The 21662-nt window shown below is 55.1% G+C and carries 13 protein-coding genes; 9 read left to right on the forward strand and 4 right to left on the reverse strand.

What is annotated here, in order from left to right:
• Nucleotides 1-22: 22 nt before the first annotated feature.
• Both NZK35_RS06580 and NZK35_RS06585 read left to right on the forward strand, forming a co-directional pair.
• Complete coding sequence (locus NZK35_RS06580) at nt 23-1156, forward strand: ABC transporter permease (protein ID WP_145214813.1); 1134 nt, start codon at nt 23-25, stop codon at nt 1154-1156.
• 806 nt (nt 1157-1962) lie between these two features.
• A complete protein-coding gene (locus tag NZK35_RS06585; protein ID WP_145214810.1) occupies nt 1963-2655 on the forward strand; it encodes a hypothetical protein in 693 nt (230 codons plus the stop codon).
• Nucleotides 2656-2944: 289 nt separating this feature from the next.
• Here NZK35_RS06585 and NZK35_RS06590 read toward each other — a convergent pair whose 3' ends face one another.
• The 4 genes from NZK35_RS06590 to NZK35_RS06605 form a co-directional block, all read right to left on the reverse strand.
• Nucleotides 2945-3898 (reverse strand): hypothetical protein, encoded by a 954-nt coding sequence (locus NZK35_RS06590; protein WP_145214808.1) that lies wholly within the window; start codon nt 3896-3898, stop codon nt 2945-2947.
• A 138-nt stretch (nt 3899-4036) separates the two neighbouring features.
• The gene (locus NZK35_RS06595; protein ID WP_145214805.1) at nt 4037-4711 is read right to left on the reverse strand and encodes a carbonic anhydrase; all 675 of its coding nucleotides are present in this window, start codon (nt 4709-4711) and stop codon (nt 4037-4039) included.
• Nucleotides 4712-4796: 85 nt separating this feature from the next.
• Nucleotides 4797-5054: a hypothetical protein gene (locus tag NZK35_RS06600; protein WP_259631786.1), complete on the reverse strand. Its 258-nt coding sequence runs from the start codon at nt 5052-5054 to the stop codon at nt 4797-4799.
• Between the two features lie 85 nt (nt 5055-5139).
• Nucleotides 5140-6741, reverse strand: coding sequence for a SulP family inorganic anion transporter (locus tag NZK35_RS06605; RefSeq protein ID WP_259631787.1), 1602 nt, complete (start codon nt 6739-6741; stop codon nt 5140-5142).
• A 1427-nt stretch (nt 6742-8168) separates the two neighbouring features.
• Between NZK35_RS06605 and NZK35_RS06610 the strand changes: the two genes are divergently transcribed.
• From NZK35_RS06610 to NZK35_RS06640, 7 genes are all read left to right on the forward strand, one after another.
• Nucleotides 8169-9767: a TolC family protein gene (locus tag NZK35_RS06610; protein WP_259631788.1), complete on the forward strand. Its 1599-nt coding sequence runs from the start codon at nt 8169-8171 to the stop codon at nt 9765-9767.
• 899 nt (nt 9768-10666) lie between these two features.
• Complete coding sequence (locus NZK35_RS06615; protein WP_259631789.1) at nt 10667-12202, forward strand: efflux RND transporter periplasmic adaptor subunit; 1536 nt, start codon at nt 10667-10669, stop codon at nt 12200-12202.
• A gap of 99 nt (nt 12203-12301) precedes the next feature.
• The gene (locus tag NZK35_RS06620) at nt 12302-15679 is read left to right on the forward strand and encodes an efflux RND transporter permease subunit (protein ID WP_259631790.1); all 3378 of its coding nucleotides are present in this window, start codon (nt 12302-12304) and stop codon (nt 15677-15679) included.
• Nucleotides 15680-15809: 130 nt separating this feature from the next.
• Entirely contained in the window at nt 15810-16154 is a 345-nt protein-coding gene (locus NZK35_RS06625) for a hypothetical protein (protein WP_145214797.1), read from the forward strand.
• A gap of 89 nt (nt 16155-16243) precedes the next feature.
• Entirely contained in the window at nt 16244-16765 is a 522-nt protein-coding gene (locus tag NZK35_RS06630) for a hypothetical protein (RefSeq protein WP_145222886.1), read from the forward strand.
• A 226-nt stretch (nt 16766-16991) separates the two neighbouring features.
• A complete protein-coding gene (locus tag NZK35_RS06635) occupies nt 16992-18515 on the forward strand; it encodes an efflux RND transporter periplasmic adaptor subunit (RefSeq protein ID WP_259631791.1) in 1524 nt (507 codons plus the stop codon).
• Nucleotides 18516-18521: 6 nt separating this feature from the next.
• Nucleotides 18522-21650 (forward strand): efflux RND transporter permease subunit, encoded by a 3129-nt coding sequence (locus tag NZK35_RS06640; protein ID WP_145214790.1) that lies wholly within the window; start codon nt 18522-18524, stop codon nt 21648-21650.
• Nucleotides 21651-21662 lie beyond the last annotated feature (12 nt).

The raw sequence follows: 21662 nt of genomic DNA on the forward strand, positions 1-21662 counted from the left end.
ATTCTCCATTCGGCAATCTCCCATGTTCACCTACGTCCTTAAAACTCTCTGGCGTCATCGCACTCGAACCTTACTCACCGTCACCGGCGCGGCGGTGGCGATGTTTGTCTTCTGCTTCGTTGGTTCGGTGCAGGAAGGGTTACAGCGACTGACAACCGGTTCCGATGCAGATCGCAGTTTGATCGTTTTTCAGGAGAACCGCTTTTGCCCGACAACCAGCCGATTACCGGAAGACTACTCGCGCAAAATCAAGGAGATTCCCGGTGTTCGTGATGTCATGCCGATTCAGGTGTGGACCAATAATTGCCGTGCGAGCTTGGATATTGTGGTCTTCAACGGAGCCGACCCGCAGCAAATCAAATCGACGCGTCCGTTGACGTTAACAGCAGGAGACTGGCATGCGTTTTCGACGCAACGGGACGCCGCCATTGTCGGTCGTAATGTTGCTCAGCGGCGAGGGCTGAAGACGGGAGACCAATTCTCGATCGGTGATATCTCCGTCAAGGTTGCCGGAGTATTCCAGTCGACCGTGCCATCGGAAGAAAACTTGATATATACGAGTCTCGCTTTCCTACAATACACACGCGGTCTCGACGCCGCTGGATTGGTCACGCAGCACGAAGTGTTGTTGACCGACGACGCCGACCCGGACCGCGTTGCCAGTGAAATTGACGCCAAGCTACGCGCCGGCAGCGTCGCGACCAAAACGCGTCGCAAAGGTGCCTTTCAAGCCAGCACGCTTTCGGATCTCGTCGACTTGATCGGTTTCGCACACTGGTTGGGCTATGCGTGTGTCGGGTTAGTTTTGTCGCTCGTTGCAACCACCACGGTCATGAGTGTCCAAGATCGAATCAAAGAATACGCGGTTTTGCAAACCATTGGCGTGCGACCGTTGCGGGCCATGCGGCTGGTGTTGACCGAGAGCACGATCCTGTGTCTTGTCGGCGGCATCGCGGGGACCGCACTGGCAATGGCAGCATTGGCCATCGGTGGTTTCGCGATCGGAGCTGAGGGAGCGACCATCGCCTTTCGACCGTCCATCGGATTAGCCCTCACAGGTGCCTTGGTGTCGCTGGCTGTTGGCATTGCAGCGGGACTAGCACCCGCTATCCAGGCGGGCACCGTCCCCATCGTCAACGCCCTCCGGCAAGCCTGACTGGCATTGACTCGCATCGCACCGGTGCCGATAATCGCTTCGTTGTGAAGCTCGCCAACTGACATTTCTTGAGAAGTAAGCTTTTGCTGTCTACCCTCATCCAGTTTCTAACTCTGCTGGCTTTCAACGTGCATGCGTTGGCGGGATGTTGCGTGCATCATGAGCATGCGATGGCGAATTGCGGGCATGAGTCAATTGGTTGCCATGCTTCATTGGGCCATGACGGGAAACATTCCGCCGAGTACGATGAAGCCGCACATCAAGAGGGCGTGCCTGCCGACGATCACTCCCAGCCGTGCGACGAAGGCCGCTGTGTCTATGTCGACGCCAGAATCGCTTCACCGCATTTCGATCTCCAGCCAATCGCCATTTGGACATGCGGACCGGCAAAGCGACTGGTCCCGCATCTCTTCACGTCGGCAGCTCATTCTTTATCGGCGGAAGCCGCCTGGTGTGTGACCGCCGGTGGTCGCTGCGCACTGCTGCAATCCTGGCAAATCTAGGCATCGTCCGACAATATCTGCGGCAAACGCAGGCGTAACGAAACTCGCCAGGAGTTTCGTCAATTCGCTGAATAGCAACCGAACTCCATGGCGGCTTGCGCTACGGTTTTTTGGGTTTCGCCGCGCTGCAGTTCCCCGTCTCAGCCGTTTTGACAATCGGCTGAACATCTTAGGAAGTGGCACCAGCATTCCGCAAGAATCGCGGCTGTCATACAACGATCCGAAATCCTTGGTGGCTTTCGCTACGGTTTTGGACCAATGCTAGAAATTTAACTACCCAATCAAAACTTGAAGGACATGAAGATGAAAGTTTCAAAAATGATGTTTGCCATGGCTGTTTGTGCTGCGATCTCTTTGGCTGGCGGATCGCTCTCGGCCCAAGAGGCGGGACATGAAGGCCACGACCACGCCGGACATGATCACGACGGACACGACCACGGTGATCATGCCCACAGAGGTGAAACGTTGGCGTTCTATTTGCCCGAGTGGAAGTCGATGCACTTTGACGATGCCAACAAAGCGGCTCAGCATGCTGCGACCGTCAAGAAACTTGGCTGTGAAGTCAAGCAGGACAGCCACGATGGTCACACCGATGTGACCTATCGTATCGCCCAATGGAAGGAAATGGAGGTCAAGGACCACAAGATGGCCGAGCAATGGGCGGGTTGGCTATCGAAGTCTGGCTTCGATGTGTCACACGCTCACCCCGATCCAGCCTACGCCAAGGGTCCCGAGGTCGTGGAGTTTCGGATGGTGAAATGGAAACGCATGCACGGTGATGGCTCAGCCAACGAAAAGCAGATGATCGACACGCTGAAAAAAGTGGGCGCGGAAGTTCGCGTGGACTCGCACGACGGACACTCCGACATCGCGTTTCGTGCCCCGACTTGGCGTGACGTTCACGTTGCTAATCACAAGACTGCTGACCAATTGATGGGCTGGCTAAAGCAAAACGGCTTCGAGACCCGTCACGAGTATGGCGACCATGATCACTAGCAATTGCTAATCAACGCCCGATCGAGCGGCTTGCGGTAACGCGAGCCGCTAAGGGCGGTCGGCGTCCACGGTAGCGGAAGCCGACAACGGCTTGTTGATTTTTGGTGATGACGGCGGCTTCGTCATATCTTCGCAAGCCTGTTCGGAAGTTTCATTTCCGGGGTGGAGTGACTGATTTCAAAATTGTGGAACAGAGTCCCTTTGATCTGTTGTTTGATTTCATCGGAACGGTCCGTGCCACTGGACGCGATAATCACGTGCGGCTCTATGGCCCGGTTTTATTCGGCTGCTACTGGATCGTCGGTGGCGGCGGCGTGTTGCCAAGCTGAGCGTCTACCGCCGGAGGCGGTGGAGCTTGCTCAAGAATAGGCGGTGCCATCGGGGCACTGTCAGGGCCGCCTGACGGTGAGACGCCAACGTCGTTCATCAAATGATGCAAGGTTGCTTCAACCAGTTCCATTTTTGAGAGGATCCCCAACGATCCGATTTGGCGTTGGTGTATCCGCGACCAACCTCGTACATCTTGCTGGATGTGATGGAACAGTTGGTCGGTGCCATTGATACGCGATCGAATTGCGTCGCGATCGTTGTTGTGGTCGGCTGCATGGATGAACTTGGCAGCGTCGAGCAGTTGATAGGCTTCGCGATACGTTTCGGCGAACCCTGGATTGTGTTGATAGTTGTGATGGAGATCAAGCAACAACTCGTTGGCTAACGTTTCCAACCGACCGGACAAGTCGTCGGTTTGATTGAAGCCACCATAGGGGACAAGGGCTGGCTTGGCGGCGACATAGGTCCCCGATGATGAAACAGGAGCGATCGGTGCGAAGTAATGCTGATCGCCCTGGACGTAGTATTGTCCATGCCCATGCCCGTGGATTGTGGGAACGACGTGCGACCAACCCGTGTGAACGACATCGTGATGTGTAGTGCCGACAACGTGGCCGTGCGAGTCTTGCACGATATGGTTGTGGTGATCAATGTGGCCGCCGACGATTCCACCATGCAGGTGTGATCCGTGACCAATCCCAAGGTGAACACCATGCCCCAAGTGCGACCCGTGTCCCAAATGAATGCCGTGATTCGAGTGCCCACCGTGGCCGAGGTGAATGCCACCGTGCCCCAAGTGCGACCCATGACCGATGTGCGAACCGTGTCCCGAGTGGCCACCGTGATGATGTTGTGCGAAAGCGGGGACGGCGACGGCGATCGCGTAGGCAGCGACCAAGTATCGAATGTTCATGGCTGGGGCTCCACCAAAAGGATGCTGTGAAGGCCACGCCATTTCAATCAGCCACCGTGACGATTCTCTTGGCGAAGACCAACCCAACCCCCATTCTAGCCGTTAAACATGACATCACAACCATTACCCCTCCGGCGATCATGCTGCACGCATTTTTAGGCAATGATCATCCGGCACAAACTGAGCGATTGGAACAAACTCCGACGTAGCCCATTTACAAGCCAAGACTTCAGCGGTTTCCAACCGATAAGTCCATCCGTACACTTTCAATGCGTTGGCGGCGACTGCTCGGGCAACACACGGGTGTGTCATGAGGTTGCTCATTTGACAGAGAACATTTTCTTCAACAACAGCATCGAGGCGTTCGTTGGGATCATGCACTTCGTCGCGATCAAGCTCTGCGAGTCGGTAGTCGACATTGGTGTAGCCCAACCACCGACGAACTGCGGGTAGGTCCGCAAGCTGCTGGGGATCAAGTAGATCAGTCATTGCAGCGCAATGAGAATGTCCGCAAATGATGATGTCGGACACTTTCAACTCGCTGACGGCATACTCAATTGTCGCCGCGACGCACATGTCTTCGGCACCACTGAGTCGCGATCGAAACGGTGGCACAATGTTCCCCGCATTTCGTAGTACAAACAACTCACCTGGTTCTGTCTGCGTGAGCAAAGCTGGGTCAATCCGAGAATCAGAGCATGTGATGAAGAGAGTGGACGGACTTTGACCGGACCGAAGCCTCTGAAACAATACTTGCTTGGAGGAATAGACTTCGTCCTGGAATCGTTGGATACCGTTGATGAGAGATTGCATGGTTCGTCTATCCGAATTGACTGTTGCATTTGTGAAAAAGTGGCAAGAGTTCCGATGAGATTCGTAGTCGCGACGCGACGACTTGCTAGTGACAGCAACCACTTGTGCAGCTTTCGTCGATTGAGGCGGCGGCAACGCGGTCTAAGGGACTGGCCGGTGGTGAACCGGATAATCGAACCGGCGGCGAAGGCGTGTTGGCAGCGGCCTCATAGTCAATGTTCGCCACCGATTGCTCGATGTAGTCTTCGTATGCCGTGTTCGTCGGTGTCGGTTTGGCTCGCCAGGGCAAAGCGGCGCAACCGACGTGCAGTGAGATCGAAAGCAATCCTGCTGCCAGAAGCACGCAACGTCTAACGGGTTGGCTTCTCATCTGAAATCCATTTCATTTTCGAGGTAACATTCAAACAGAAAGTAGGTTTTTGTGATATCTACGCAGCGGCTTGACGTGACTCGGCTGTCTGAGCTGTGGCGAGTGTCGATTGCCGCTGTTCTTCGGCCTCGGCGGTCGTGTCGATAGCAGCGTGTAGCGATCCCCAATCGACGATGAGTGTTCCACCACTACGTTCGTGCTGTTGAGTCCAGGTCATTAAAAGTTCCAAACATGCGTGGTCGATATGGTCCAACTCCGTGAGGTCGATGTGAACTTCGCTAGCGACGGGCAAGCGATCGAGAGCTTTCGCCAACTGAGGCAGGCGAAGAAACGTTGCCGCTCCACTGAGGTGAAGCAAGCAATAATTGCCTTCACCGCGAACGACCAAGGTGTGAAGGTGAGAAAACCGATAAAGCAGTTTGACCGCGGACAGCACCACCCCCACCACGACGCCCGTTAGCAAGTCCGTCGCAACGATCGTTCCGAGCGTGGCAAGATAGACCCCGACTTCACTGTAACCATGACTCTTCAGTTGCTTGATGGCTTTGAGATTGACGAGTTTGATTCCTGTGTAGACAAGGATGGCGGCTAAGGCGGCGGTCGGAATGAACTCGACGACGGAAGCGAGCACGACGACGAACGCCAGCAACCACGCGCCGTGCAAGATGGCGGACAAACGCGATTGTCCGCCGGACTCGACGTTCGCACTGCTGCGCACGATCACGCCCGTCATCGGCAGTGAACCAAGCAATCCGCAAATCATGTTGCCAATGCCTTGTGCGACCAACTCGCGGTCGTAATCGGTCCGAACGTCTGGCTTCATCTTTTCAACGGCTGACGCACACAGCAACGTTTCCGCACTGGCAACGATTCCGATGACCACACCTGCCTGCAGAACCGCCTGCCACGGAGTCGTCTGAAAAACCTGTGGCGAGGCGAAATGCAACTCGCTCATTAGACTCACTGGCATTTGAACGAATTGAACGTCGGGTTGCCAGCATGCCGCAAAGACTGACGCTGATACGATCGCGACGAGGGGAGCCGGAACCAAGCGCAGTCTTCCTTTGGCCAGTTTGTTCCACGCCAACAGGATGACGATGGCGAGCGTCCCGAGGGCGGCGGCTTGATCGTGACTCAGGACTGCAGAATAGGCGGCCGACGGAATCGAGACGAGATTCGATAGACCATTGGACTTCGGAGCATCATCCAGCATGACGTGGAATTGGCTGGCGAGGATTAGCACACCGACGCCCGCAAGCATGCCGTAAATAACGGCGGGGGATACTGCGCGGAACCATTGTCCTAGCCGCATCATTCCGGCGACCAGTTGAAGACTGCCTCCGATCAGGACGGCCACACCCAATGCTGCGATTCCATGCTCTCGCACCAGCTCGAAGACAATCACCGTCAAGCCAGCGGCTGGTCCGCTGACCTGTAGCGGAGCTCCGGCGAACCAACCCACGACGAGGCCGCCGACAATTCCGGTGATCAAACCCGCAGCGACGGGGACGCCCGAGGCGATTGCAATTCCCATGCACAACGGCAATGCGACCAAGAAGACAACGATCGAAGCAAGGAAATCCTGCTTCGGTGATTGAATTAAGGATGACCAATAGGCCCTTTGAAACGACTGGTGCATGAAACTTGTTCTCTGGGACATCAAGTGATTTTGGGGGGGAATTGAATAATGGAACCAACCGGCCGCCAGCACTCCCTTGCTTCGGAACACACGGCTTCCTGGCCGCCAACGACCGGCTGGTCCACTGGGGATTTGTGATCAGACCCGATCTCAATTGATTGCGCCTGATCGCTTGCGTCCCGTGGCTAGTGACTATGTCCGGCGTGGCTACCACCGCCTCCACCTCCTCCGGCGGTCGAAGCACATCCCACGGAAGTCACAGCGGCCAAGGCGGCCACCAACATCAAACTGAAAAGTAACTTAGCCATGATCGAGAATCCTTTCTCTAGAGTTGGAAACAAGAAACTGCAAAGCGATTCACACCGAATCGCAGGTCGCCCCTGGGGGCGGTCAACAACGGCGCAGCGCGAAGTCCATCGAAGGTTTTGCAACGCTGCAAATAGGAATGAACCTAAACCGAGCTGGGTGGGTTCAACACTGGACGGGCATCAAACAAAAGCCTAGATGACTTTCGAGACAACATGCTCAGTGAGCGGCGTTCAAAGGAGAAAACGCGAGAGAGTGGCACAGCGTTGCTGTGCGGTCGCCACATGCCAATTGGCGAATTGCTGATGCGCGAGAGACGGCTCTGCACCAGTGCAGTAAGAGGCAATACGGTCGCGCCCGCGATGCCCCGCTCAACGGTTTGCCGAACGACAGTTCGATTGCAGCCGATGGTTGCCTGATCATTTCGCTGGCCACATTGGCACGGACAAGGACAGTGATCGGAGCAGTGACACACCAGCAAGTCGATTCCACATCCATGTTTAACAACGGTATCGCATGGCATCGAAGCTTGACTTCCGGAACAACAGTTCAGTTCCCCCGCCATGCCGCATTCGGTGACCAATGCATGACAACCACACTGGCTTTCGCCACAGACCGTCGTACATGGGCAAATTTGGACCAACGATGTCGGCATCGCAAATATCGCCACCATCAGCCCCATCATGGCTAATCGAGCGATTCGTTTGAGATACCTTGTTCTCATTGCCAGCTTCTTCTTGCGTTGATGGAGTAAAAGTCGTGAAAGACTTGATCGGCGTATTCGATCAACGGAACCAACTTATTCGGCCGTGCAAATACAGATTTAGATGAGCTACGCGATTTTCAATGACTGCGTCAAGACTTGAGCCGTCGGGCTCCACACGTTCTCGGTGGACATCACTAGACCGGTCGTCTCATGCAGATCGCCTGGTCGCCGTCCGCGTTTTGAACCTCTGGAACGGAATTTGGCGTTTGCGGACTACCAGAGGGTGACTGGTCAGACTCAATGCCCTCACAATCGTTACCACCACAACGTCGATCCGGCATTTAACCTCTGATTGTGACGATTCTGCTTGAAATTCGGTAGTTTCGGGGCCGATGGATATTGCAGGCTGGTCGATCTATTCAAGGAGGAGTACTCGGTGTCCAATTCGCGACCAATCATCGCCAGAACCAAACAGACGCGACGTCTATTGCTTTTGGCCACTCTAGGACTGTCAACGGGATGCAGTACCATCAGCCAATATACGGGATTGGCCCATCAGCCCGCACGGCAGTCCCACTCGGAGGGGCCGGCAGGCGTCCGCGACGCAAATTTAGAAGTTGCAAAGGCGGAACCCAACTCGACCGTCAAACAAGTTGCCTATGACGATGTCATTGTCCAAGAAGTCTCGCCTGTGTTGGTGGCTCAGCAGCCAGCGACATCGTCGCTCAGTGATTTCATGCCGCTCGACACATCGGACGGTGATGGCATGCAGTTCTTGCAGCCAGTCGTTGTTGAACAAGAAAACGGCATCGCGAACACCAGCGGCATGACGGTCGAACAGTTCGAGTCGCTCGCCTTGGGCAACAATCCAACGATTGCCGAGTTGGTCGCAACGACGCAAAAAGCAGCCGGATTCCGGACCCAAGTCGGCCTGCGAGCCAACCCGAGCATCGGCTACCAAGCGAATCAACTCGCCGATCAAGGAACCGATCAGCACACAGTCTTCATTTCTCAAACGATCATCACCGCAGACAAGCTGGCACTCAACCGCAGCGTGCTGAATGAAGCCCTCCGTGCTCAACTGCTGCAACTCGAAGCCCAGAAGTACCGCGTCGCCACCGATATCCGGATCAAGTTTTTTGAAGCCTTGGCCGCACAGCGACGGATGGAGTTGATCCAAGAATTCCAGACCGTTTCCGACAAAGGACTCGAGTTTGCTGAGCTGCGAAAAAAGGCGGAAGAGGGATCGCAATTGGATGTTGTTCAAGCCAAGGTGCTGAAGAACGAGGTCGACTTGCAGCTTCAGCAAGCGGTAGTTCGATTCAATGCCGCTTGGCGAGAATTAGCCGCATTGGCCGGTACACCCGAAATGTCTCCCACCTATTTGCAAGGTCGCTTGCCGCAAAACGAGTCAGCGATGGATTGGAACAGCGTTGCCTCGACGATCGTCGTTTCCAGCCCTGAGTACCAAGCCGCTCAAGCTCGCGTCAATCAGGCGCGGGCGAGCATTTGCCGCCACGAAGTCCAGCCGATCCCCAACTTGGATGTCCAATTTGCCGCCGGTGTGGACAACGGCACGAACAACGGATTGATCAATTTACAGATCGGTGCGCCGATTCCTGTTTTCAACAAAAACCAGGGCAATCTCTCGGCGGCGCGAGCAGAATACGTTCGCGCGTCTCGTGAGGTCGAGCGCATCGAAAATGCGATCAAAGCACGACTCGCGTCAGCCGCGGGCAATTTTGACGCTTCCTTGGCGGCAGTCGATAAGTACGCGAGAGATATCCTACCGAACGCGCAGGAGGGGCTTGAGCTGGCGGAGATCGCCTATAAGGCCGGTGAAACTAGCTATGTTCAAGTCTTGATTGCGCAACGGTCATATTTCGATACCAATCTGCAGTACATCGCGGCCCAGGCACTGCTCGGCCAAGCCCGCGCCCGCGTCGATGGCTATGTGTTGACGGGTGCCTTGGACCCGATCGTCGACAATAGCGGCGACGACAGCCTACGGGGCCTGACGTTCAGCCAACAGTGATTTTCCGTCCGCTGAAGGGTGGTTGTGGGATCCGCCTAAGTCAACCTGGGCGATTTGTTCAAAATATGCGGAGCGACTGCAATCGCTATGGACCTTTTTAACAAAGATGCCGACAATATGAATACCTTGTAATCGCAGGAACCACCCGTGCTTGCCATTTGTCGAATCACTACCGTCGTAGCCATGCTGCTGCACTCGTTACTCGGGTGTTCGTTGCATCATGCTGCTAGTTGTGATTCGCACGCGCACAGCGTATACGATGATGTCTGCGATGCGGACGGTCACCCAAGTGTCCAGCACGATAATGATTGCTGCCACGATCATGAGGGACACGACCACAGCCGTGGAGCAGAAGGGTCTTGCACCAGTGAGTTTGTCGCCGGTAGCGAAACGAATATCGCACCTGTATGTCCAGGATGTGAATCTGGTCCCTGCGATGGCCGCTTGCCGGGTTGCCACTCAACTGGATCGTGCAGCTTTGTTCCCTCCAGCGATGTTGACTTTGTGTGCGACGCCGTTTTTGTTGGGTACATTTTGTACGACTTTGATCCGAGCATGGCTCGGGTCCGCACTGTCTGCTGGCAGCAAGAACGCCAACGGCAGTTTGCCGGCGTTGAAGACTCTCTATCGCACTGTGCATCTCTTTGCACGTGGCTGATTTAACTGAATAGCCTTTCTAGTTGAGGAGTCGGAACAAACGCTGCCCTGTTGCAGGTTGGACCTGATCTGGTTCATCGTTTTTTCCGTTTCTGTTCTTCAGCAACCGTCATGTTTCGTCTTTGTAGTTCATTGCTGCGCTGAATCGGAACTGCGGGCTTTCTAGCGAATGTATAGCGGGCGAGCGCGCGCCTATTTCTTCGCGATATCACAGTTCCCCGTCTCTATTCCTGGAAGTAATTATGTCCAAAATCAAGGCGTTTTTTGCGAGGCTTGCTGGACCAGTCTTGACGATTGCCGCAATTCTTGTGGCCATCGTCGCGGGCGGATTTGCCTTCACCGAGTACCCGCAAAAGCTTGGGCTGGTGGCCGCTTCGGAAGAGGCTGGCCACGAAGGTCATGACCACAGCGATGGTGGCCATGACGATCACTCGGGGCACGATCACGGTGGCGGCGGCCATGAAGGTCACGACCACGATGGCCATGATGAGTTAAATTCAATAGAACTGAGCGCCCAAGCGCGTGCCAACCTGAGGCTGTCCACGCAAACAGTCTCCGTCGGTCGGTTCAACGAGTATATCGAAGTTCCGGCGTCGGTTTCGGATTGGCCGGGCCGTACTCATGTGGCCATCACTTCGCCTCTGACGGGCGTCATCAATGCAATCAATATCTCACGGGGTGAGTTGGTTCAGAGTGGTCGCCCGCTGTTTACCTTGCGACTGACCCATCAAGATCTCGTTGACACGCAGGAAAGATTCCTAACTTCTTTGGGGCAGCTTGACGTTGAACAACGTGAGATTCAGCGATTGGCTTCCATCTCTGGCACTGGTGCGATCGCTGGGAAAACAAAGCTGGCGCGAGAGTATGAGCGGGACAAATTGACAGCCGCATTGATGGCGGCAAAGCAGTCGATGCTTCTGCACGGATTAACCGACGACCAAATCGACCGTATTGAAAAAACGCGCGAGCTCATCCGCGAAGTCACGGTTTATGCTCCGACGCTTCATGCCGATCGCTCGCTACACCACGATTCACTTCACGCTCCAAGTAGTGAGGGTCTGACGTCAGCAAGCGTTGGCGACATGCGGTTTGCATCCATGCAACCTCCACCCATTCATCCTGAACATATCGACGCCGAGTTTCTAGTCACAAATCTAGAGGTAAGTCGCGGAGAGTCGGTCCAGGCGGGCCAACATTTGGGCAGACTGTCCGACTATAGCCAGATTCTGATTGAGGGTGAAGCCTACCAAAGAGATGGAGAAGCGTTACAGAAAGCGGCAAACTCGGGAGCAATGCTTCAAGCCGTATTCGAGACGCAACAGGGGCCGCCCCACATCATTGACAATTTGAAGATCGTTTACATCGGAAACGAGGTGAGTCGGGAGTCGCGTTCGTTGCCATTCTTCGTCTCGTTGACAAACGAGGTCGAAAGAACCGAGGAAATTGAAGGCCAACGGTTCGTTAGTTGGCGTTACAAGCCGGGCCAGCGTTTGCAGCTGCGGGTGCCATTCGCTGGCTTTGACAACGCGATTGTAGTTTCCAAGGATGCCGTTGCAGAAGAAGGCCCAGAGCGTTTCGTGTTCGTGGAGAACAACGATCATTTCGATCGAGTGGCCGTTCAGGTCCTTGCGGCTGACTCCATCAACGTCGCCATCAAGAACGACGGTCAAGTTTGGCCGGGCCAGTCAATCGCCGTCAGTGGCGCCCATCAGTTGCAGATGGCGCTGAAGAACAAGTCAGGCGGTGCGATTGACCCACACGCTGGACACAACCACTAGGAAAAAGCTGGGAGTGAAGGAGAGGGAAAGAAAAGTAAACAACCACTCCCAGCTCCGAACTCCCCCTTTTGAACAACGCAACGGACTCGCAAACATATCATGCTCGATAAAATCATTCAGTTCTCATTGAACAACCGGCTGATCGTTCTGGCGCTCGCTGGCATTATGCTTGGTGTAGGCGCGTGGCAGACGACAAAGTTGCCGATTGACGTCTTCCCAAACTTGAACCGCCCGCGCGTCGTTGTCATGACCGAAGCGCCAGGGATGGCTCCCGAAGAGGTCGAGGCGTTAATTACGTTTCCACTGGAGACGGCATTCAATGGTGCCAGCGGTGTCGAAGCGGTGCGCAGCAGCAGCGGCATCGGATTGTCCGTGATCTATGTCGAATTCGGATGGGAAACCGACATTTACAACGACCGCCAGATTGTCAACGAACGATTGCAACTTGCGTCGGAGAATCTGCCCGACGGAATCAAGCCGACACTCGCGCCAATCTCGTCTATCATGGGCCAGATTCTCATGTACGGCATGTGGAGCGAAGGTGATGTCACTGAGCCGATGGAAGTTCGGACACTGGCCGACTGGGTTGTGCGTCAAAGGTTGCTGACGATTCCAGGTGTGTCGCAAGTCTTCACGATGGGCGGTGGACGGATGCAGTACCAGGTGCTGGTTGATCCCGATGCACTGCGTACGTTCGGTCTGAACATGGACGATGTTCACCAAGCCGTCAGCGACTCTAACTTGAACGCGACGGGCGGGTATCTCGATGAACGAGGTGCCAACGAACTGCTGGTACGTGGACTGGGGCGAATTACGAGTTTGGATGACTTGCGGGAAATCACCATCACGATGCGTGAAGGCCGTCCCATCACGCTTGCGGATGTCGCAAAAGTTGTTGAGGGGCCTCAGGTCAAACGCGGAGACTCCTCAACGTTTATGCGAATGGAAGGTGGTGAGGTCGAAGGTGGTCCAGCGGTCGTCTTGACGATCAACAAACAACCCGGCAGCGACACCCGTGCTGTCGATACGGCCATCGCGGAAGCCCTCGCAGAACTGAAAATCTCGCTTCCCGATGACATTCGCATCGCCAATGTCTATTCACAAAGGTCATTCATTGACCGAGCGATTGAAAACGTTGTCGAGGCTCTTGCCGACGGCGGAGTCCTGGTGCTGGTGATCCTATTCCTGTTCCTGCTGAATTTTCGCACCACGTTCATCACGCTCACCGCGATTCCGTTGTCGATCATCGCGACCGCGTGCGTGTTTGCCGCGTTTGGTCTTTCGATCAACACAATGACGTTAGGTGGCTTGGCCGTAGCGATCGGTGAGCTGGTCGATGATGCGATTGTTGATGTTGAAAATATCTTCCGACGGTTGAAAGAAAACCGTCACTCGGAGTACCCTCGGCCGCTGCTGCGGGTGGTCTATGAGGCCAGCATCGAGGTGCGAAGTAGCGTGGTGTACGGAACGGCGATTGTCGTACTCGTCTTTATTCCACTCTTCGCGCTCGAAGGCATGGAAGGCAAATTGTTCGTGCCGCTTGCAATGGGATACGTGGTATCGCTGATCGCGTCGCTCGGCGTTTCATTAACCGTGACTCCCGTCTTGGCGTCATTATTGCTGTCAGGCAAGAAGTTCTGGCGATTTGTCGTTCCCATGCTTGCGTTTGGTATTGCAGCGCTAACCATGTACTGGGTCGTGCCGCGTGCGATCCATATCTTGCATCTGCCATTTGCAATGCCCGGCGATTCCCTGTGGTGGACGATCCTGTTGACACCTGCGATTTGGTTCGCGCTGGTCGCCATCGAGAGATTGCTTGGCGGTGAAGAAGCCGAAGAGGGGCGGTTGCTTGAAGGTCTGAAAGGGCTTGCGGGGCTGGCCATTAGCTTCAGCACTCGCTTTGCTGGGCCGGTTCTGGGTGTCGCTGGCGTAATGGTGGCGTTTTCAGTTTTCGCGGTGAGTCAGTTGGAAAACGACTTTCTGCCACCGTTTAATGAAGGAGCCGTTCAAGTCAACGCGCTGCTAGCGCCGGGGACGTCGCTTGCGACTAGCAACAAAATTGGAGAAATCGCTCAAGAGCAGTTGATGAAAATTGACTCGGTCAAGTCAGTCGCTCGCAAGACGGGGCGTGCGGAACTCGACGAACATGCGGAAGGCGTCAACGTCACTGAGCTATTTCTTGAAATGGCCGACGGTGCGGATCGGGAGAAAACCATTGAAACCATTCGCGAAACGATGGAGGACATTCCCGGCGTGGTGTCGAGTACCGAGCAGCCGTTGGCTCACTTGATCAGTCACATGATTTCGGGTGTTAAAGCTCAAATTGGGATCAAACTTTTCGGCGACGACCTCGACGTCTTACGCAACAAAGCGGACGAGATGAAACAGCGCATTTCGGGCGTCGAAGGCTTAGCGGACGTTGTCATTGAACAGCAAACCAACATCCCACAGTTGCGAATCGAGTTGAACCGAAGTGCGCTCAAGCAAAATGGATTACGTCCTGCCGACGTGATGGAGCTAGTAGAAACAGCGATGAATGGAACCGTGGTCAGCCAAGTGTTACTCGGTCAGAGGACGTTCGACCTGATGGTTCGGATGGACGAACCGTATCGCGAAGACGTCTCGAAGCTCAAGCGATTGGCCGTGCCGTTGCCCAGCGGCGGAACGGTGCCGCTCGATTCAGTTGCCAACATCTATGAGAGCGGCGGACCGAATATGATCAAGCGGGAACAGGTTCGTCGGCGAATCGTGTTGCAAGCTAACGTGTCCGAGCGAGGGGTGGTCGACGTGGTGGGTGACATCAAGGAGAAGTTGGCAGAAATGGAATTGCCACCGGGCTACTTCATTGAATACGGCGGTCAGTTTGAAAGCCAACAATCCGCTTCCCGGCGCTTGCTGGTTCTTTCTGGTATCACGCTTCTAGGCATGTTCCTGGTGCTCTACACACTGTTCGGAAACACCAATTTTTCGTTGCAAGTCTTGGTCGCTCTGCCGACCGCATTTATCGGTGCGGTCGCGGCGCTCGTGATCACGGATCAAAACCTGACGGTCGCTGCGATGGTCGGATTCATTTCGCTGTGCGGAATCGCCAGCCGCAACGGGATCTTGCTGCTAAACCACTATATCCACTTGGTCGAGCACGAAGGCGAATCGTGGACCCGTGAAATGGTCCGGCGTGCGGGCCAGGAACGGATGGCTCCGGTGCTGATGACGGCGCTGACATCTGGGATTGGTTTGCTACCGCTCGCGCTGGCCGCCGGTGAACCCGGCAAAGAAATCTTGTACCCGATCGCGACTGTCATCGTCGGCGGACTGCTGACCAGCACGCTAGCGGAGTTTTTTGTTCGTCCAGCACTATTTTGGACGATCGGACAGGGGGCAGGGAAACAGATTGTCAAAGACCACCAGGAAGAGATGGGGAGTCACGGGTTGGGAGCTACCAGCACAGAACCTCATCGCCCGATTGTTGCGACATGAAGAAAGAATCACTGACATGGGGAATGGTTCCTCGTGCTCGTTTTGTGAACGAGCGAATTGGTTTGCCGTTTCGGTGCGTTGCCGAAGCGATGTTGTTTGTTTTGAAGAAGACTCCCACGGAGGAATGTCAATGTTGAAAGTACGGATACTTGCAGTCGCGGTTTTGGTCGCATCGGTCGCGATGGGCAGCATGTTGGTTCAGGCAACCGAGCCCAATGCTGCCGCTCAAGAACTCGTCGAATACCGCTTGGAGAAGTGGAAAACGACACATGCCGAAGGCGACCAGAGTAAGAAGCTCGCCGAGACGCTCACGAAGCTTCGCTGTGAAGTCAAAGTCGATTCGCACGGCGGGCACACCGACGTGAACTACCGCTGCCCGAAGTGGCAGCAATTGGCTCTGAAGAGCCACAAAGAAGCCCATCAGTGGGAAGGCTGGTTGAAGAAGCTCGGCTTTGAAACCAAGCACGCTCACTAAAACGTGCGTCTTGAAGGAGTGGGGAATCGGTAACTTCGTCCGATTCCCCATTCCGTTTTTGATCCCCCCCCTTACCCGAAAGAGCCATGATGAAAATGCAATTATTCACCCTGTTGCTGGCGATTGTCGCAGTGATGGGCTGTTCTAAAAGTGACGTGCAGATCGATGACACACCGGTCGAATCGCCAGAGCCCATCGTCATGGACGAGATGCCACCGATGATGGATATGGGAGGCCACCCCGAACACGGTCCACATGGCGGGGAGCTCGTCGAACTCGGTAAGGAGGCGTTCCACATCGAGATGATGCACGGCAGCGGCGCGGTAGCGATGTACGTTCTCGACGGATCGGCAACGAAGCCGGTCGCAATCGAAGCCGAAAAACTAACCGTCAGCCTGAAGCATGACGGCGAAGTGAAATCGTTTGAACTTCCCGCCGACCCTCAGCCCGACGATGAATCCGGAAAGTCATCGCGATTCACGTCGACCCAGGCCGAGATGGACCAATGGATGGAAGCCGGGGCCGAAGGAGCCGTGATCCTGCAAATCGACGGCAAATCGTATACCGGTAAGATTTCACACGATCATGACCACGAAGGACATAGCCATTGATGATTGAAGATTTCAGATTGCGTTCTTCAATCTCCGATCGGCAATCATCAATCTTCGATTACCCAAGTCGGTCGCGGTGTGTTACCGCGATCGGCGAGGTTCCCGGCCTCGGATACGACTAGCCTCGTGAGGCCGGGAACCGTTTTTACACTGCCATCTAAGTTATTTTCGACGAAAAGGATTTCGATCGACAAGAAAACAACATTTGCCGGAAGAGTTCGCCACCATGCCGCAGAAAACAACGTTCAACAAAACCCTCATTGGAGCCTGCCTCGCATCAGCGGTGCTTGCCGGCGGAGCGGTCTATTTTAGCGTTCCTTATTGGTCCGGTGGACCGCTCGCTGACACGGAGGCTGCCGAGGGCGAAGACGGGCACGGTCATGATGAGGGAGGGGACCACGATGAGGGTGGCGCGGAAGAAGCGGTCGTCCAATTGCCAAAAGAAATGTGGGAAGCTTCCAAGCTGAAGGTGCAGCCGGTCAACCGTCAGACAGTGACGATGCAAACCTGGGCCACGGGAAAGCTCACACTGAACGAGGACCGCAGCGCTAACATCTATTCCATTACCGAAGGGCGGGCGCATGAAGTCCCCGTGAATTTGGGCGACCGCGTCGACGAGGGCCAGACGCTCGCGATCATCGACAGCCGTGAGGTGGGTACAGCCAAGCTGGAATTGTACCAAGCAAGGTTGCAGGAAAAGTTTGCCAAGCAGGCGAATGACTTCGCTCAACAGGTGAAGACGAATGCTTTGCAGTTGATCGACGCGCTCGATCGGAACGCTTCGGCGGAGGAAATTGAAAAGACGCTTGGTGATAAGCCGATCGGAAAGTATCGCGAACAGTTGCTCGGTGCCTACACGACCTTGGTGCAAGCCCAAACGGATTTCGATCGCATCGAACCGATCGCCAACACTGGCGCGATCGCCGGAAAGCAGTTGATCGAAGCAAGAGCCAACCTCAATACCGCCAAAGCGAGTTTCAACGCGGTTCTGGAACAGTTGCGATTTGGCGTCCCGCAGGATGCCCTGGAAGCCGAGCAGGCCGTGCAACAAGCGGCACAGGCCGTTGAAGTCGCAAAGGCAAAGCTGAACATCCTCGGTTATGACGATGACGATCTTGAAAACATTCAGCCTGACGAGAAGAGCGGGCACCTATCTCACTACGAAGTCGTCGCTCCCTTTGCGGGAACCATCATTGCCAAGAATGTGGTTCTGGCCGAGCGAGTTGGCACCGACACCGAGATGTTTCGTCTCGCTGACCTATCCACCGTTTGGGTTCAAGCCGACATCTATCAAAAGGACCTACCCGCGATCGCCGGGCTCGGCGACACACTGACCTTTCGTGCTCCGACGGCCAGCGACGGTTCATTGCATACGCATACTGCCAAAATCTTTTATCGCGGCGACGTTCTCGATCCGGACACCCGTACGCTCCGCCTACAGGCGATTGCCGAAAACGAGGATCGGCATTTGAAGCCGGGAATGTTCGTGGAAATTGAAATACCCTCGGAAGACTCTCAAAACATTTTGGCGGTGCCCGAATCGGCCATTCAGGAAGTGGAGGACAAAACCGTCGTCTTCGTTCAGCAAGGCGAAACCGAATTTCTCATGGTTCCCATCGTCACAGGGACGAAATCTGACGGCGTTGTCGAAATTCGCGAAGGTTTGAAGGTCGGCGACAAAGTGGTGACGTCCGGTGGATTCGCTCTGAAGTCAGAACTGATGAAAGGAGAGATCGGCCACGGTCACTAATTCATCATGATAAATCGCATTATTGACATCTCGCTGAACAATCGCATCGTCGTCCTCTTGGGCGTCGTGCTGTTGGTGGTCGCTGGCATCTATTCGATGTTACGGCTTCCCGTCGACGCAGTGCCCGACCTGACCAATGTTCAGGTTCAGGTTCTAACCACGTCACCGGCGCTCGGCCCGGTCGAAATGGAGCAATTCGTCACGTTTCCGGTCGAGACCGCGATGAGCGGTATTCCGAAAGTCACCGAAATCCGCAGCGTCACTCGATTCGGCCTTTCCAACGTGACCGTTGTGTTCGAGGAAGGCACTGACATTTACTGGGCCAGACAACTGGTTGGCGAGCGATTGACCGAAGCCCGCGCGGACATTCCGTCGGACATCGGTGTACCCACAATGGGACCGATCGCAACAGGAATGGGCGAGATCTATCAGTTTGAGGTTCAAGCGAAAGAGGGCTACGACTACAGCCTGCAAGAACTTCGGACCATTCTCGACTGGAACGTGGCCTTTCAACTCCGCGGTGTCCCCGGCGTGATCGAAGTCAACACGTTTGGTGGTGAGCTGAAAACCTACGAAGTCCAGGTCGATCCTACTGCGATGCTGAATTATGGCATCACGCTTCAACAAGTCTTTGATGCCCTGGATCGCAACAACGCCAACGCCGGTGGTGGATACATCCAGCACTACGAAGAACAACGACTGATCCGCGCCGAAGGGCTGGTTGAGTCGCTCGACGATATCGGCAGCATCGTGTTGGACAGCCGCGAAGACGGAACACCGATCTTGGTTCGCGACATCGGCGATGTTCGATTTGCGCCGCTGCTGCGTCAGGGCTACGTCACCCGCGACGGTCGAGGCGAAGCGGTCGTTGGAATCGTGATGATGTTGATCGGCGAGAACTCTCGCGTCGTCGTGCAAGACGTCAAAGCGGAAGTGGCGGAAATTCAAAAGTCGCTGCCCGAAGGGGTCTACATCGAAGCGTTTTATGACCGCACCGAGCTGGTCCAACGGGCCGTTGATACCGTTATCGAGAACGTCAGCGGGGGTGCCATCCTGGTCATCATCATGTTGTTCTTGCTAGTTGGCGATTGGCGAGCCGGTTTGATTGTGGCCTCGGCAATTCCATTGTCCGCCTTGTTCACTTTCATGTCGATGAAATACTTCGGCGTCTCGGCCAACCTGTTGAGCCTGGGGGCGCTCGACTTTGGGATTATCGTTGACGGTGCCGTGGTGATGGTCGAAAACGTGATTCGGCAAGTAGGGTTGGCGAAACAACGCAATCCTGATTTGCAAAAGGCGCCACTGAAAGTCTTTCGGGAAGCGGGTCACGAAGTTGCACGACCGATTCTGTTTGCTGGTGCGATCGTGATCATCGTCTTCATTCCGATCCTGTCGTTGCAGGGCATCGAAGGAAAGATGTTCGGCCCGATGGCGTTCAGCTTCATGTCGGCACTCGTGGGCGCATTGATCCTTTCATTGACCGTGATGCCGGTTCTCGCATCGCTATTCTTGGCTCGTAAGTTTACACAAAACGACCCGTTTTTGATTCGCCTGGCCAAGCGCGGGTACGAGCCGTTGTTGCGACGCAGCATGAAGCACCCGGTGGCGATCGTCTGTTTCGCAACCGTCTCGCTGGCCGTCGGCATCTTCATCGCCAGTCGGTTCGGTGCGGAATTCGTGCCGAAACTTGACGAAGGTGACATGGCAATTCAGGCCGTGCGATTGCCCAGCGTTTCACTGGAACGTTCGATTGAGATGACAACCGACATCGAACAAACGTTGCTGGATGAATTCGGCGACGAAGTCGAATCGGTCGTGTCAAAAACCGGACGCCCTGAAATCGCCACCGACCCGATGGGCGTCGAGGCGAGTGACATTTTTGTCATCATGAAGCCTCGTGATGAGTGGCGGTTCGATGACAAACAAGAACTGATCACCGCGATGAGCGAAGCACTGTACAAACGAATTCCTGGAAATAACTTCAGCTTCACTCAGCCGATTGAATTGCGTGTTCAAGAATTGCTTTCCGGTGTTCGCAGCGATATCGGAATCAGTCTCTACGGTGACGATCTTGAAACGTTGCAAAAGATCGGAAACGAAATCGCGGGCGTTGTCTCTCAAGTACCCGGTGCGGCGGACGTCCAGCCCGAGCAAACGGGCGGCCTGCCTTACATCCAAGTGAAGATTTTGCGAGATCAGATCGCGCGCTACGGAATCAATGCCGGAGACGTGCTCGATGCGGTCGCGACGATTGGGGGCAAAGACGCTGGCGAAGTCTTTGAAGGCCAAAAGCGTTTCCCGTTGATGGTCCGGTTGGCACCGAAGTACCGCAAAGACCTGGAATCGCTCAAAAAGATGCGAATTGCGGACAAGAGTGGTCGGCAGATACCGCTCGAACAACTTGCTGAAATCACCGTTGGTCCTGGCATCGCACAAATCAGCCGGGACGAAATTCGCCGTCGCTTTTTGGTTCAAGTCAATGTTCGTGGTCGCGACTTGGCCGGTTTTGTGGGCGAAGCTCAAGCGGCCGTTGAATCCCAGGTGGACCTGCCGCCCGGTTATCGCGTGACGTGGGGAGGTCAATTCAAGAACCTTCAAGACGCCGTCGGGCGTTTGTCCGTCGCAGTTCCGCTCGCGCTGTTTCTGATTGGATCGTTGCTGTATCTGACATTTCATTCGGTCAAACTCGCGCTGCTGATCTTCTTGAATGTGCCGATCGCGACCGTTGGCGGGATTTTGGCGTTATGGATTCGTGACATGCCGTTTTCGATTTCCGCCGGGGTGGGATTTATCGCCCTGTTCGGCATCGCGGTCATGAACGGTGTGGTGTTGATTGAACACATCCGTGCCCTACGTGAATCCGGCAGCGAAGTCGGCAGCGCAGTCTTCACCGGCGCAGTCGACCGCCTGCGTCCCGTGTTGATGACAGCGACCACCGACGCACTCGGTTTTTTGCCGATGGCATTTTCCAACAGCAGCGGTGCAGAGGTCCAGCGCCCACTGGCCACCGTCGTCATCGGTGGAGTGATTACATCCAGTCTGCTAACGCTAATTGTGCTGCCGTCAATTTACCACTGGTTTGAGCCCACCGAAGACGCCGCGGAACCGGACGATCCCAAGCCAACCGACCTCTAAACTCCCAACTCC

The organism is Stieleria sedimenti (assembly GCF_025060895.1).
GTDB classification, from domain to species: domain Bacteria; phylum Planctomycetota; class Planctomycetia; order Pirellulales; family Pirellulaceae; genus Stieleria; species Stieleria sedimenti.

What these genes read in the sequence shown, in the direction of transcription:
- NZK35_RS06580 (WP_145214813.1), top strand. Translation starts at nt 23, where the DNA reads ATGTTCACCTACGTCCTTAAAACTCTCTGGCGTCATCGCACTCGAACC.
- NZK35_RS06585 (WP_145214810.1), top strand. Translation starts at nt 1,963, where the DNA reads ATGAAAGTTTCAAAAATGATGTTTGCCATGGCTGTTTGTGCTGCGATC.
- NZK35_RS06590 (WP_145214808.1), bottom strand. Translation starts at nt 3,898, where the DNA reads ATGAACATTCGATACTTGGTCGCTGCCTACGCGATCGCCGTCGCCGTC.
- NZK35_RS06595 (WP_145214805.1), bottom strand. Translation starts at nt 4,711, where the DNA reads ATGCAATCTCTCATCAACGGTATCCAACGATTCCAGGACGAAGTCTAT.
- NZK35_RS06605 (WP_259631787.1), bottom strand. Translation starts at nt 6,741, where the DNA reads ATGTCCCAGAGAACAAGTTTCATGCACCAGTCGTTTCAAAGGGCCTAT.
- NZK35_RS06615 (WP_259631789.1), top strand. Translation starts at nt 10,667, where the DNA reads ATGTCCAAAATCAAGGCGTTTTTTGCGAGGCTTGCTGGACCAGTCTTG.
- NZK35_RS06620 (WP_259631790.1), top strand. Translation starts at nt 12,302, where the DNA reads ATGCTCGATAAAATCATTCAGTTCTCATTGAACAACCGGCTGATCGTT.
- NZK35_RS06625 (WP_145214797.1), top strand. Translation starts at nt 15,810, where the DNA reads ATGTTGAAAGTACGGATACTTGCAGTCGCGGTTTTGGTCGCATCGGTC.
- NZK35_RS06630 (WP_145222886.1), top strand. Translation starts at nt 16,244, where the DNA reads ATGAAAATGCAATTATTCACCCTGTTGCTGGCGATTGTCGCAGTGATG.
- NZK35_RS06635 (WP_259631791.1), top strand. Translation starts at nt 16,992, where the DNA reads ATGCCGCAGAAAACAACGTTCAACAAAACCCTCATTGGAGCCTGCCTC.
- NZK35_RS06640 (WP_145214790.1), top strand. Translation starts at nt 18,522, where the DNA reads ATGATAAATCGCATTATTGACATCTCGCTGAACAATCGCATCGTCGTC.